The 14008-nt window shown below is 70.2% G+C and carries 11 protein-coding genes; 4 read left to right on the plus strand and 7 right to left on the minus strand.

Going from position 1 to position 14008, the window contains the following annotated elements:
• Nucleotides 1-22: 22 nt before the first annotated feature.
• The 3 genes from HDA41_RS30535 to HDA41_RS30545 form a co-directional block, all read right to left on the minus strand.
• Nucleotides 23-1516, minus strand: a complete 1494-nt coding sequence (locus HDA41_RS30535; protein WP_184989629.1) for an MFS transporter — start codon at nt 1514-1516, stop codon at nt 23-25.
• Nucleotides 1517-1621: 105 nt separating this feature from the next.
• Nucleotides 1622-2107, minus strand: a complete 486-nt coding sequence (locus tag HDA41_RS30540) for a MarR family winged helix-turn-helix transcriptional regulator (RefSeq protein WP_184989631.1) — start codon at nt 2105-2107, stop codon at nt 1622-1624.
• A gap of 113 nt (nt 2108-2220) precedes the next feature.
• Nucleotides 2221-2592, minus strand: a complete 372-nt coding sequence (locus HDA41_RS30545; RefSeq protein ID WP_184989632.1) for a PIN domain-containing protein — start codon at nt 2590-2592, stop codon at nt 2221-2223.
• 82 nt (nt 2593-2674) lie between these two features.
• Between HDA41_RS30545 and HDA41_RS30550 the strand changes: the two genes are divergently transcribed.
• Nucleotides 2675-3691, plus strand: a complete 1017-nt coding sequence (locus tag HDA41_RS30550; RefSeq protein WP_184989634.1) for a PLL family lectin — start codon at nt 2675-2677, stop codon at nt 3689-3691.
• 89 nt (nt 3692-3780) lie between these two features.
• On the opposite strand, the gene HDA41_RS30555 is transcribed toward HDA41_RS30550, so the two are convergent.
• From HDA41_RS30555 to HDA41_RS30570, 4 genes are all read right to left on the minus strand, one after another.
• Nucleotides 3781-5910 carry a 3-hydroxyacyl-CoA dehydrogenase NAD-binding domain-containing protein gene (locus HDA41_RS30555; RefSeq protein ID WP_184989636.1) on the minus strand — a complete coding sequence of 710 codons (2130 nt, stop codon included), beginning with the start codon at nt 5908-5910 and terminating at the stop codon, nt 3781-3783.
• Nucleotides 5907-7124, minus strand: coding sequence for a thiolase family protein (locus tag HDA41_RS30560; RefSeq protein ID WP_184989638.1), 1218 nt, complete (start codon nt 7122-7124; stop codon nt 5907-5909). The genes HDA41_RS30555 and HDA41_RS30560 overlap by 4 nt, the downstream gene beginning before the upstream one ends.
• Nucleotides 7125-7343: 219 nt before the next feature.
• Complete coding sequence (locus HDA41_RS30565; protein WP_184989639.1) at nt 7344-8375, minus strand: LacI family DNA-binding transcriptional regulator; 1032 nt, start codon at nt 8373-8375, stop codon at nt 7344-7346.
• Nucleotides 8372-10741 (minus strand): glycoside hydrolase family 2 protein, encoded by a 2370-nt coding sequence (locus HDA41_RS30570; RefSeq protein ID WP_184989641.1) that lies wholly within the window; start codon nt 10739-10741, stop codon nt 8372-8374. Before HDA41_RS30570 ends, HDA41_RS30565 begins: the two co-directional genes overlap by 4 nt.
• Nucleotides 10742-10905: 164 nt before the next feature.
• Between HDA41_RS30570 and HDA41_RS30575 the strand changes: the two genes are divergently transcribed.
• Genes HDA41_RS30575 through HDA41_RS30585 form a run of 3 tightly spaced genes read left to right on the plus strand, consistent with a single transcriptional unit; the run spans nt 10906 to nt 13996 of the window.
• Complete coding sequence (locus HDA41_RS30575) at nt 10906-12219, plus strand: ABC transporter substrate-binding protein (RefSeq protein WP_184989643.1); 1314 nt, start codon at nt 10906-10908, stop codon at nt 12217-12219.
• Nucleotides 12219-13169, plus strand: coding sequence for a carbohydrate ABC transporter permease (locus HDA41_RS30580; protein ID WP_184989645.1), 951 nt, complete (start codon nt 12219-12221; stop codon nt 13167-13169). Before HDA41_RS30575 ends, HDA41_RS30580 begins: the two co-directional genes overlap by 1 nt.
• Nucleotides 13166-13996: a carbohydrate ABC transporter permease gene (locus tag HDA41_RS30585; protein ID WP_184989647.1), complete on the plus strand. Its 831-nt coding sequence runs from the start codon at nt 13166-13168 to the stop codon at nt 13994-13996. The genes HDA41_RS30580 and HDA41_RS30585 overlap by 4 nt, the downstream gene beginning before the upstream one ends.
• Nucleotides 13997-14008: the final 12 nt, after the last annotated feature.

Below are 14008 nucleotides of genomic sequence, written 5' to 3' on the forward strand. Positions count from 1 at the left end.
GCGGGAGAGGGGAAAGGATGGGTCAGACGGCTCCGGCGTGGGCGGGAGTCTGCGTGTCGGCGGCCGGCTCCTCGGCGGCCTGGCGCTCGGGGCGGCGCAGCATCGTGAAGGCGACGGCGAAAGCGACGACGAGGATCCCCGTGCCCACCGCGAAGGCGAGCCGGTAGCCGCCGGTCAGCGCCTCGGCCGCCGTCCGGCCGTCAGCCGCGAGGCTCTCGGTGCGGGAGGCGGCCAGAGTGGACAGGACCGCGACGCCCAGGGCCATGCCGATCTGCTGGGTGGTGTTGAACAGGCCGGACGCGAGACCGGCGTCCTCCTCGTTCGCGCCGGACATACCGAGTGTGGTCAGCGCCGGCAGCGCGAGGCCGAAGCCCGCGGCGAGCAGCATGACCGGAAGGAGGTCGACGGCATAACTGGCCTGCACGGGGACGCGGGTGAGGAGAGCGAGGGCGCCGACGAGGAGCGAGATGCCCGCCAGCAGGACGTTGCGCTCACCGAAGCGGGCGTTGAGACGGGCGGAGACTCCCAGCGAGACGGCACCGATGACGGCGGCTGCCGGGAGCATCGCGAGGCCGGTCTCGGCGGCGCCGTATCCGAGCACCTTCTGCAGGTACAGGGCGACGAGGATCTGGAAGGAGAAGAGCGCGGCGACCATCAGGATCTGGACCAGGTTGGCGGCCAGGACGCTGCGCGAGCGGAAGATCCGCAGCGGCATCAGGGGGTTCTTCGTGGTGGCCTGCCGGACGAGGAACGCGGCGAGCAGTACGGCGGCGAGGGCGCCGAAGCCGAGGGTGCGGCCAGAGGTCCAGCCGTACTCCTCGACCTTGACGACGGTGTAGATGCCGAGCATCAGACCGGTGGTGACCAGAACCGCGCCGACTACGTCCGCGCCCGCCTTGAGGCCCGAACCGACGTCACCGGGCAGGACGCGGACGGCGATCGCGAGGACGCCGATGCCGATCGGCAGGTTGATGAAGAAGATCCAGTGCCAGTTGAGCGCGTCGGTGAGTACACCGCCGAGGACCTGGCCGATGGACGCGCCCGCCGCGCCGGTGAAGCTGAAGGCGGCGATGGCCCTGGCGCGCTCCCTGGGCTCGGTGAACAGCGTCACGAGGATGCCCAGGCTGACGGCGGAGGCCATCGCGCTGCCGATGCCCTGGAGGAAGCGGGCGGCGATCAGTACGGCGGGCGAGGTGGCCACGCCGGCCAGCAGCGAGGCGGCGGTGAAGACGGCGGTGCCGGCCAGGAACATGCGCCTGCGACCGATCAGGTCGCCGAGCCGGCCGGCCAGCAGGAGCAGGCTGCCGAACGCGATGAGGTAGGCGTTGACGACCCAGCTGAGGCCGGCGGGGGTGAACCCCAAGTCGTTCTGGATGGCCGGCATCGCCACGGTCACGATGGACCCGTCGAGGATGATCATCAGCATCCCGGTGGCGATGACTCCGAGGGCGAGCCGTCGTGAGCGCGGGGCGGCGGGAGAAGCGGGCGACGGCGCGGAGCCGGATGCGGCAAACATGTGGTCTCTCCTGTCAGTTGGGGCAACAGGAGAGACCGTAGCAGATGGTTTTGTTGCAGACTATTTCTTTCGGTCTTACTTTGCCTCGCCTCCCCGCCTCCCCGCCTACCTGGACTGGCGCGCCCGGCGGGCGGTGCGCGGGGCCTCGACAGGGTTCGCCAGAGCGCCGCCGACGAGGCACCTCAGGGCCCGCAGGAGGGCCTCCCTGTCCCCGTCGGGAAGCGTGGTCAGGGCGTCGCGATGCACGCGGTCGACGATCTTCTGACTCTGCTCGGCGACGCGGGCGCCCTCGTCGGTGACGGCGATGATCCGGGCCCGCCGGTCCGTACTGGAAGGGCGGCGCTCGGCCAGACCCGCCTCCTCCAGGGCGTCCACCGTCACCACCATCGTGGTCTTGTCCATGTCGCCGATCTCGGCGAGCTGGATCTGAGTGCGCTCCTCCTCCAGGGCGTGGACGAGCACGCAGTGCATTCGAGCGGTCAGGCCGATCTCGGCGAGGGCGGCGGACATCTTGCTCCGCAGGACGTGACTGGTGTGGTCGAGGAGGAACGACAGGTCCGGTTCGGTGCGCGCGGGCGTCATGGCGGTCATGCCGGCCAGCGTAGAGCAAATCGATCCGAGGCGGATTATCCAGAAGAGACCTTAAGGGCGCACCCGTTCCGCCGGGTTGCGGGCCCACCCCGCCCCAGCAAAACGCCGGGCGCCTACGGACGGACCGTACGCGGTCCCGCCACCTCCGCCCCCAGCTCCCCGACCCGCCTCCGTAGCTCCCGGTCCGCCGTGACCACCAGCACCGGACGCTCGCCCGCCCCCGCGACCACGTCCACGATGTGATCGTCCCCACTGCCGACCGCCGACTCCACCCGCACCCCGGTCACGGACTCCACCCCTCGCGCCGCCCCCTCCACCACGAGCAGGATCTCCACCGGCCCGGCCACCTCCGGCACCCCGTCCGACGCCAGCCGGTCCCGCAGCCGCTCCGCCGCCCCCTTCCGGTCCCGCCACCACCCGTCCGGTACCGACCCGACGACATTCGCGGCGTCGACGACGACAAGCAGGGGAGCGTGGCTGTTCATGTGGTCAGGGTCGCATGGCGGATCACGGCCGGACAGGGGGCGGGCGCGGCGTCCGGTCGTCCCGCCCGCGTAAGGTGAACCGGTGAACGGCGACTGGCTCATCCGCGGCCGCGACGGCCGCCTCACCGTCTACCTGCCCTCCGGCGACGCCGTCCTGTGCCGTGCGGAACGTGGCCCCGCCGGCTCCTGGGACGCCCCCCGAACCGTCGGCGGCACCCAGAAGCTGCACCCGGGTGTCGCGGTCGGCCAGGGCGCCGACGGCTACGCCCATCTGGCCGCCTGGCGGCCCACCGTCCCGGGCGAGTCGGGGCTCGTGCACTCCACTCACTTCCGGCCCCGGCTCGCGCCCCTGGACTGGGTCCCGATCGGGCACCCCGACAAGAAGGGCGACCGGACGGGCGAGCCGGCCGTCGCCGTCGACGCGCAGGGGCGTGGCTATGTCTTCGTCCGCACCAAGGGCGGCGGAGTCGGTCTGCGCAACCAGAAGGAGAAGGGCGGCTGGGGGCCCTGGCAGGACCTCGGGGGGAGCGAGGTGGAGGGGGAGTTGGCCGCCGTGACGGGGGAGTCGGGGCTGGTCGAGGTGTATGCCGCCGCGGCCGGTGGGATTCTGCACTGGCGGCAGGAGGAGCCGGGCCGGACCCCGGTGCGCGGCGAGGGGATCGACGTGCCCGCTCGTCCGGGGACCCTGCGCGCGCTCGCGACGTCCGCCGGGCACACCACCCTCTTCTTCACGGACACCTCCGGCGACCTGTGCGCCTGGCGCCCGGGGGAGAAGCCGGTGACGCTCATCGCCTCCGCCGGTCCGGGGCCCGTGTCCTCCGTGCGCTGTGAGATAGAGGGGCACGACTGCACCGTGCTCGCCCAGCGGTCGTCGAGTGGCCGGGTCGCCTTTGCCGCCTATCCGACCGAGCAGGAGTCCGCCGGGGCCTGGTGGACCGAGTCCGGACCCCGACTGCCCGCCGACGCCGCGGTGTCACTGGCCCTCGACGAGCACGACGAGGTCGTCGCGGCCTCCCTCTCCCCGTCGACCGGGATGCTGCTGCTCACCCGCCGCAAGGACGAACCGGGTCTGGCGCTGGAGGCCTGGCGGGAGATCTGACACCCCGTTCCTCCGTGGTGGCACACAGAAGGGGGGTGGGGCGTCCGGTGACGATCCGGACGCCCCACCCCCCCCTCAGGGGTTACGCGTTACGCGGGGACGCTCGCCACGCCCTGCGGCAGGAACCTCTTGCCGTTGACGCGCTCGGAGACGCCCTCGCGGTCCAGGTACGGCGTGATGCCGCCCAGGTGGAACGGCCAGCCGGCGCCCGTGATCAGGCACAGGTCGATGTCCTGCGCCTCGGCGACGACGCCCTCGTCGAGCATGAGCCCGATCTCCTGCGCCACCGCGTCGAGCACCCGCTCGCGCACCTGCTCCTCCGTCAGGACGCTGTCGCCCTGCTTCAGCAGCGCGGCGACCTCCGGGTCCAGCTCCGGCTTGCCGCTGTCGTAGACGTAGAAGCCGCGCTTGCCCGCCTCGACGACCGCCTTGAGGTTCGGGGAGACCGTGAAGCGGTCCGGGAACGCCTTGTTGAGCGTCTCGGAGACGTGCAGGCCGATCGCCGGGCCGACCAGCTCCAGCAGGACGAGAGGAGACATCGGCAGGCCCAGGGGCTCGACCGCCTTCTCGGCGACCTCGACCGGGGTGCCCTCGTCGATGACGTTCTGGATCTCGCCCATGAAGCGGGTCAGGATGCGGTTCACGACGAACGCCGGGGCGTCCTTCACCAGCACCGCGGTCTTCTTCAGCTTCTTGGCGACGCCGAACGCCGTGGCCAGGGAGGCGTCGTCGGTCTGCTCGCCGCGGACGATCTCCAGCAGCGGCAGCACGGCGACCGGGTTGAAGAAGTGGAAGCCGACGACCCGCTCGGGGTGCTTCAGCTTCGCCGCCATCTCCGACACCGACAGCGACGAGGTGTTGGTGGCCAGGATCGCGTGCGCCGGGGCGACCGCCTCGACCTCCGCGAACACCTTCTGCTTGACGCCCATCTCCTCGAACACGGCCTCGATGATGAAGTCCGCGTCCGCGAAGCCCTCGGCCTTGTCCAGCACACCGGTCACCAGCGCCTTGAGGCGGTTGGCCTTGTCCTGGTTGATCCGGCCCTTGCCGAGCAGCTTGTCGATCTCGGCGTGGACGTAGCCCACACCCTTGTCGACGCGCTCCTGGTCGATGTCGGTCAGCACGACCGGCACCTCCAGGCGGCGCAGGAACAGCAACGCGAGCTGGCTGGCCATCAGACCGGCGCCGACGACACCGACCTTGGTGACCGGGCGGGCCAGGGACTTGTCCGGGGCACCGGCCGGGCGCTTGCCGCGCTTCTGCACCAGGTTGAAGGCGTAGATGCCGGAGCGCAGTTCGCCGCCCATGATGAGGTCGGCGAGGGCCTTGTCCTCGGCGTCGTAGCCCTGCTGGAGGTCGCCGTTCTTGGCGGCGGCGATGATGTCCAGGGCGCGGTAGGCGGCCGGGGCGGCGCCGTGCACCTTGGAGTCCGCGATGAAGCGGCCCTTGGCGACGGCCTGGTCCCAGCCCTCGCCACGGTCGATCACCGGGCGCTCGATCTCCAGCTCGCCCTTGAGGACCGACGCGGTCCAGATCAGCGACTGCTCCAGGAAGTCCGCGCCCTCGAAGATCGCGTCGGCGATCCCGAGCTCGTAGATCTGCTTGCCCTTGAGCTGCTTGTTCTGGTTGAGGCTGTTCTCGATGATCACCGAGACGGCCTTGTCGGCGCCGATCAGGTTCGGCAGCAGCGTGCAGCCGCCCCAGCCGGGGACCAGGCCGAGGAACACCTCGGGGAGCGAGAACGCCGGGACGGCCGCGGAGACGGTCCGGTAGGTGCAGTGCAGACCGACCTCGACACCGCCGCCCATCGCGGCGCCGTTGTAGTACGCGAAGGTCGGCACGGCCAGCTTGGACAGCCGCTTGAAGACCTCGTGGCCGCCCTTGCCGATGGCGAGCGCGTGCTCGTACTCCTTGAGGATCTCCACGCCCTTGAGGTCGGCGCCGACCGCGAAGATGAACGGCTTGCCGGTGATGCCGACGCCGGTGATCTCGCCGTCCGCCGCCTCCTTCTCGACCTGGTCGATCGCGGCGTTCAGGTTCGCCAGCGAGGCCGGGCCGAAGGTGGTCGGCTTGGTGTGGTCGTGGCCGTTGTCCAGGGTGATCAGGGCGAAGCGCCCGGCACCGGAGGGGAGGTCGAAGTGGCGTACGTGCGCACTCGTGACGACCTCGTCCGGGAACAGCTCGGAAGCCTGCTTCAGAAGCTCGGCGGTGGTGCTCACTTGTCCCCCTCGAAGTGCGGGTTCTCCCAGATGACCGTCGCGCCCATGCCGAAGCCGACGCACATGGTGGTCAGGCCGTAGCGGACGTGCGGCTGCTCCTCGAACTGGCGGGCCAGCTGCGTCATCAGACGGACGCCGGAGGAGGCCAGCGGGTGGCCGAAGGCGATGGCGCCGCCGTACTGGTTGACGCGCTCGTCGTCGTCGGCGATGCCGTAGTGGTCGAGGAAGGCCAGCACCTGGACGGCGAAGGCCTCGTTGATCTCGAACAGGCCGATGTCGGAGATCGACAGGCCTGCCTGGGCCAGTGCCTTCTCCGTCGCCGGGATCGGGCCGTAGCCCATGACCTCCGGCTCGACGCCCACGAAGGAGTAGGAGACCAGGCGCATCTTGACCGGAAGGTCGTGCTCCCGCGCGAAGTCCTCGGAGGCGATGAGCGAGGCGGTGGCGCCGTCGTTCAGACCGGCCGCGTTACCGGCGGTGACCCGGCCGTGCACACGGAACGGGGTCTTGAGGCCCTGGAGGTTCTCCAGCGTCGTGCCCGGGCGCATCGGCTCGTCGGCGGTGACCAGGCCCCAGCCCGTCTCACCCGCCTCGGGGGAGGTGCGGCGCACCGAGACCGGCACCAGGTCGGCCTGGATCTTGCCGTTGGCGTACGCCTTGGCGGCCTTCTCCTGGGAGCGCACGGCGTACTCGTCGGCGCGCAGCTTGGTGATCTGCGGGTAGCGGTCGTGCAGGTTCTCCGCGGTCATGCCCATGAAGAGGGCCGACTCGTCGACCAGCTTCTCGGAGACGAACCGCGGGTTCGGGTCGACGCCCTCGCCCATGGGGTGACGGCCCATGTGCTCGACACCACCGGCGATGGCGATGTCGTAGGCACCGAAGGCGACGGAACCGGCGACCGAGGTCACGGCCGTCAGGGCGCCCGCGCACATGCGGTCGATGGAGTAACCCGGGACGGACTGCGGCAGGCCGGCGAGGATCCCCGCGGTGCGGCCGATCGTGAGGCCCTGGTCGCCGATCTGCGTGGTCGCGGCGATGGCGACCTCGTCGATCTTCTTCGGGTCGAGACCGGGGTTGCGGCGCAGCAGCTCCCGGATCGCCTTCACGACGAGGTCGTCGGCACGGGTCTCGTGGTAGATGCCCTTCGGGCCCGCCTTGCCGAACGGGGTGCGGACGCCGTCTACGAAGACGACGTCCCTGACGGTACGAGGCACGATGGCTCTCCTCCAGGGTCCAGGACGCTGAGCGCTTGCTCATCCCATGCTACTTATGAGTAACGTAGCTGCCCAGTCCTGACATGGCGAGCGGTGAACGTCACACAAAAAACGCCCGGTGGCGCAGTGCCCTTTTCAAGGGGCGCGGGGCGGTGTCAATGTGCGGCTCCGCCGCGTGGGCGCGACCAGCCACAACGCTCCCGCACTCCCCTACGGCGCTCACCGAGGCGGCGCAGTGGAACCCCGAGGCGTCAGAACAGGGGTCGGCACAGGATGTGACCCAGCCGCCCCATCGCCGGTGATCACCGAGAACAACGTCCGGGCCACCTCCGCCCCGAACCCATGCACGTCATGACTCATCGCGGACAGCGTCGGATGCGTCAACCGGCACAGCTGCGAGTCGTCCCAGGCCAGCAGCGACACATCCTCCGGCACCCGCAACCCCATCTCCGCCGCCACCGACAACCCCGCCACCGCCATGACGTCGTTGTCGTACACGATCGCCGTCGGCCGGTCCGGCGGCGCGGCCGTCAGCAGGGACCGTGTGGCCCGCGCCCCCGCGTCCCCGGAGAAGTCCGTCGCCACCTGCCACGCCCCGGCCAGCGCCCCCGCCGCCTCGTCGAACGCCGCCGTCCGGATGGCCGTGTGACCGAGAGCCGCCGCCCCGCCCACTCGGGCGATCCGCCGGTGCCCCAGCGCGGCCAGATACCGAACCGCCTCCGTCACGGCCGTAGCGTCATCGGTCCACACCGAGGTGAGCCCCCCGGTCAGCGAGGGATGCCCCACGGCGACCACCGGCAGCCCGAGCCGCTCCACGAGGCCCACCCGGGGATCGTCGGCCCGGAAGTCGACGAGGATCGACCCGCCGATCTGCCGGCCCCGCCACCACGCCTCCTGGACCCCCAGCTCCTCGTCCAGATTGTGTACGAGCCTCAGCAGCAGGGAGCAGGAGTGCTCGGCCAGGACGCTCTCCACGCCCGAGACGAACTCCATGTACCAGGGTTCGAGCCCGAGCATCCGGGCCGGCCGGCACACCGCGAGCCCCATCACGTCCACGCGCGAACCGGCGAGCGTCCGCGCCGTGAGGTTCGGCGCCCAGCCCAGTTCCCGCGCCGCCCGGAAGATCCGGTCCCGGGTCGCCTCCGACAGCCCGGGCTTGTGGTTGAACGCGAGCGACACGGCCCCCTTGGACACGCCGGCGCGCGCGGCCACGTCCTTGATGGTGACGCGGGGAGCCGGCGTTGCCGTCATCGGGTGGGCTCCACGCAGTACAGGGCCGCACGAGCACGCTCCGCGTCCGGGGTCTTCCAGCCGCGCACCCCGATGGTCACCTCTTCGCCCGGCAGCAGCGTGACCAGCCCCCGGTCGGCCCGCGCCCCCGGATCCAGCCGGTCGGCCTGGAGCAGCAGGTCCCGTACCAGGGTGCGGGCGGTGACGGTGATGCCGTCGGGGGCGAGCGAGACATCGAACTCCGGCGTGGGGTAGGCGACCTCACGGTCCGACACCGGGAAGTGCACCGCCCGCAGCCCCTCCGCGTCGGCGACCAGGAACTCCTCAGGCCCGTCGGGCGTCAGCTCGCGCGGAACATCGACACGGGCCACCGCCCGCCCCCCGGCCGTCACCTCCACGGCCGCCTGCCCCAGCACCTCGCCCCCGACGGACATCCGCCGCAGGGTCAGCGCCGGCGTCCAGTCCCCGGCCGCCTGGTTGACGGCGGCCAGCACCAGCCCGCCGTCCCGCTCCCGGAGCGTCAGCAACCGGTCCGCGTACAGCCGCTTCAGCTCGTGGTACAGCGGCTTCTCCCGGCCGTCCCCGTCGATCGCCGCCCAGGACGTCACCGGCCAGCAGTCGTTGAGCTGCCAGAGGACCGTGCCCGCGCACACCGGCCAGTACGAGCGCCAGTGCTCGATCCCGGCGGCGATCGCACGCGCCTGGTTGACCTGCATCAGGTAGTGCCAGCGGTCGAAGTCCCCGTCCGGCACGGCGAAATGCCGCGCCAGCCCCCGCTCCAGCTTCCCGTTGCCGTCGTCGGCCTTCTGGTGGTGCAGCATGCCGGGGGAGTCGGACGCGAGTTCCTCCCCGGGCAGCGCCCGGCGCAGCGTGGCGTACGCGGGCGGCGCCTGCCAGCCGAACTCGGCGACGAACCGGGGCACGCTCAGCCGGTAGTCGGCGTAGTCCTCACGGTTCCACACGTCCCAGGAGTGGTGCGTGCCGTGCGCCGGATCGTTGGGATGCCGGTCCCATGACCCGGACCAGGGGCTCCCCGCCGTGTACGGCCGCGTCGGATCCAACTCGGCCACCACACGCGGCAGTACGCCCAGGTAGTACCCCTCCCCCCAGGAGTCCCCGGCCAGCCGCGGCTCCCAGCCCCAGTCCCTGAAGCCCCACAGGTTCTCGTTGTTGCCGTTCCACAGCACCAGCGACGGGTGCGGCATCAGCCGTACGACGTTCTCCCGGGCCTCGGCCTCCACCTCGCCGCGCAGCGGCTGTTCCTCCGGGTAGGCCGCGCACGCGAACGGGAAGTCCTGCCAGACCAGCAGCCCGAGTTCGTCGCAGGCGTCGTAGAAGTCCTCGCTCTCGTAGATCCCGCCGCCCCAGATCCGTACGAGGTCCACGCCCGCCCCGGCGGCCTGCTCCAGCCGTTCCCGGTAGCGCTCGCGGGTGATCCGGGACGGGAAGACGTCGTCGGGGATCCAGTTGACGCCCCGCGCGAAGAGCCGCTCGCCGTTGACGACGAGGGTGAAGCCGGTGCCGTGCGCGTCGGGCCGCCGGTCCAGCTCCACGGTCCGGAAGCCGATCCGCCGCCGCCACACGTCCAGCGCGTCGTCGCCGTGGAGAAGCCGCAACTCGACGTCATAGAGAGGCTGTTCGCCGTAGCCGCGCGGCCACCACAGCCGGACGTCCGGCACGCGGAGCCGTACGGCCCCGCTCGCCCCGTCGATCTCCGCCCGGGCCCGCACCCCGCCCACCGTCGCCTCCAGGGCGAGCGGCGCCTCGACCCGGGTGCGCTCGACGTCCACGGCCAACTCGACGACCCCCACGCCCTCGTCGACGGTGACCAGCGGACGCACCCGGGCGATCCGGGCCGTCGACCAGTGCTCCAGGCGCACGGGTCGCCAGATCCCGGCCGTCACCAGGGTCGGCCCCCAGTCCCAGCCGAAGGAGCAGGCCATCTTGCGCAGGTACTGGTAGGGCTCGGCGTAGGCGGCGGGCCGCTCGCCCAGCCGTCCCCGCACGGCCTCGGCCTCGGCGTAGGCGGAGACCAACCGCACGGTCAGCCGCCCGGACAGCCCCGTCACGTCGAACCGGTAGGAGCGGTGCATGTTCCGCACCTCGCCCAGCAGCCGTCCGTCCAGGGAGATCTCGGCGACGGTGTCGAGCCCGTCGAAGACCAGGTCGGTCTGCTCCTGCGCGGAGGCGCTCGTGAGGTCGCGCTCGTACGTCCAGTCCCGGCGCCCCACCCACGCCACCTCGGACTCGCCCAGGCCCAGGAACGGGTCGGGGATCACCCCGGCCGCCATCAGGTCGGTGTGCACGCAGCCCGGCACGGAGGCCGGGAGCGGGCCCGACTTGTGCCGCAGGATCCATCCGTCGCCGAGCGGTGCGGCCTCCAGCATGCGCACTCCCTTAACCGGTCCAGTGAAGAGTCGTGTACAGGTTTTCGCAGCCTTGGCGGGAATGGGACTTTACCGGTTGAGAAAGCGCTGTCAGAGTGCCGAACCAGCCATACCGCACGTGCTCTTCCGTCCCGAGTTCCTCTCCGCGAACGGAGCTGATGCACATGAACCGCCGTACCGTCCTCGCCCTCGCCGTGGGCGCCGCCCTGCTGGCCTCGGGCTGTACCGGCACCGGAGGCACCTCGAAGGGCGCGGATGCCGACGCCCCCGACGATCCCGCCAAGGTCGACGGGACCATCACCGTCCTCACCCACCGGACCGACCTCGTGCAGGACGGGACGATGAAGAAGTACGCCGCCGAGTTCAACAAGACCTACCCCAAGGTGAAGGTCGAGTTCGACGGCCTCACCGACTACGAGGGCGAGGTCAAGATCCGTATGAACACGGAGAACTACGGCGACGTCCTGATGATCCCGGCCGTGATCGAGAAGAAGGACTACCCGAAGTTCTTCGCCTCCCTCGGCACCGAGGCCGAGCGGAGCAAGAAGTACCGCTTCACCGACTACACGACCGTCGACGGCAAGGTCTACGGCCAGAGCCCGCTCGGCGCGGTCCCGGGTTTCATCTACAACAAGAAGGTGTGGAGCGAGGCCGGGATCACCGACTGGCCCACGACGCCGGCCGAGTTCCTCGACGACCTGAAGGCGATCAAGTCGAAGACCGACGCGATCCCGTACTACACCAACTTCAAGGACATGTGGCCGCTCACCCAATGGACGCAGGTCAACGGCTCGGTCGGCTGTGACGAGCAGGCCACCACGAAGCTCGCCGAGGGCGACCCCTGGGCCGACGGCGCCGATCTGCGCACCGCCGACACGCTGCTGTACGACATCGTGCGCGAAGGGCTCATCGAGAAGGACCCGACGACCACCAACTGGGAGGCGTCCAAGCCCAAGTTGGCGAAGGGCGAGATCGCCACGATGTGGCTCGGCTCCTGGGCGGTCATCCAGATGCAGGGCGCGGCGAAACAGGCCGGAGCCGACTCGGACGACATCGGGTTCATGCCCTTCCCCGCCCAGAAGAACGGCACGTTCTGCGCGGTGACGCTGCCCGACTACAACCAGGCCGTCAACGTCAACTCCGACCACAAGGCCGCCGCCCGCGCCTGGATCGACTGGTTCACCGACAAGTCCGGCTACGCGGACGCCAACCTCGCCCTCTCGCCCCTCAAGGACGCCCCGCTGCCCGACGTCCTGGGGCCGTACCAGGAGGCGGGCGTGAAGCTCCTCGACCTCGACGACACCAAGGGCGCCCAGGTCAAGTCCATCGACAACCAGTCCGAGGTCGGCATCTACAAGCCCGACTACCGCCAGGAACTCGTCGACCTCGCCCGCGGTGCCCGCAAGGGCAGCCTGGACGACTTCCTGACCGGGCTGGGCGAGAAGTGGACCGAGGCGCAGAAGAACCTGGGGTCCTGATGACCGACACCACCCGGAAGGCGGCGCGGCCGGTGTCGCAGGCCGCGCCCGCCGGGCCGGCACCGCCGTCCGCCGCGCGCCGGCCTCGGCGGTGGCGGGGCGTGACCCCCTGGCTGTTCCTGATCGCCCCGCTCGCCCTGCTGATCGCCTTCACCTACGCGCCGATCGTCAACATGGTCGCGTACAGCTTCACCGACTGGGACGGTGTCAGCCCCGAGCTGCGCTACACGGGCGCCGAGAACTACACCGAACTCTTCACCCGGCCAGAGCTGTTCGAGGTGTTCTTCGTCAGCGGCTACTACCTCGCCGCGTCCGTGGTGCAGATCGGCGCCGCCCTCTACTTCGCCACCGTCCTGAGCTTCAACGTCCGCTTCCGCAACTTCTTCAAGGGCGTGCTCTTCTTCCCGTACCTGATCAACGGTGTCGCGATCGGCTTCGTCTTCCTGTACTTCTTCCAGGACGGCGGCACACTCGACGCGATCCTGAGCCTCTTCGGCCACGACGGTGACCGGTCCTGGCTCGGCACACCCACGTCGGCCAACGTCTCCCTCGCCGGCGTCTCCGTCTGGCGCTATCTGGGCCTGAACTTCGTGCTCTTCCTCGGCGCGATCCAGTCCATCCCGGGGGAGCTGTACGAGGCGGCCGAACTGGACGGGGCGAACCGCTGGCAGCAGTTCCGCCACATCATCGCGCCCGGCATCCGGCCCGTGCTGAGCCTGTCGGTGATCCTGTCCGTCTCCGGGTCGCTGTCGGTCTTCGAGATCCCGTACATCATGACCGGCGGCGCGACCGGCACCGAGACCTTCGTGATCCAGACCGTGAAGCTGGCCTTCCAGTTCAACAAGACGGGCCTCGCCTCGGCGGCGGCCGTCGTACTGCTGCTGATCATCCTGGCGGTGACCTGGGTGCAGCGGCGCCTCGTCCCGGACGACAAGGTGGACCTCGTATGACGCGCCGTGCCGTGGCCCGTGCCCTCGTGTACCTGTCCCTGGTCCTCGCGACGCTGGTCGTGCTCCTGCCGCTCACCGTGGTCTTCCTGACCTCGCTGAAGACCTCCGGGGAGATGGCGGACGACGGCGGCGCCCTCACGCTGCCCGACGACCCGCTCAATTTCGGCAACTACGTGACGGCGTTCCAGGACGGCCGGATGCTCTCGGCGTTCGGCAACACGGCGGTGATCCTGGTCGTCGCCATCGGGGGCACGGTCCTCATCGGCTCGATGACGGCGTACGCCATCGATCGCTTCCGGTTCCGCTTCCGGAAGCTCGTCCTGGCCCTGTTCCTGGTCGCCGCGCTGGTCCCCGGGGTGACCACCCAGGTGGCCACCTTCCAGATCGTCAACAGCCTCGGCATGTTCGACAGTCTCTGGGCGCCGATCGCGCTCTACATGGGCACGGACATCGTGTCGATCTACATCTTCCTGCAGTTCGTCCGGGCCATCCCGGTCTCACTGGACGAGTCGGCCCGCATCGACGGCGCCAACGCCTTCACGGTCTACCGGAAGATCATCTTCCCGCTGCTCAAGCCCGCGATCGCGACGGTCGTGATCGTGAAGGGGATCAACGTCTACAACGACTTCTACATCCCCTTCCTCTACATGCCCTCCGAAGATCTTGGCGTGATATCGACGTCCCTGTTCCGCTTCAAGGGCCCCTTCGGAGCCCACTGGGAGACCATCTCGGCAGGCGCGATCCTCGTCATCGTCCCGACGCTGATCGTCTTCCTGGTCCTCCAGCGGTTCATCTACAACGGTTTCACCCGAGGCGCCACGAAGTAGGAGGGCTGCCCC

This window comes from Streptomyces caelestis (assembly GCF_014205255.1).
Classification (GTDB): Bacteria; Actinomycetota; Actinomycetes; order Streptomycetales; family Streptomycetaceae; genus Streptomyces; species Streptomyces caelestis.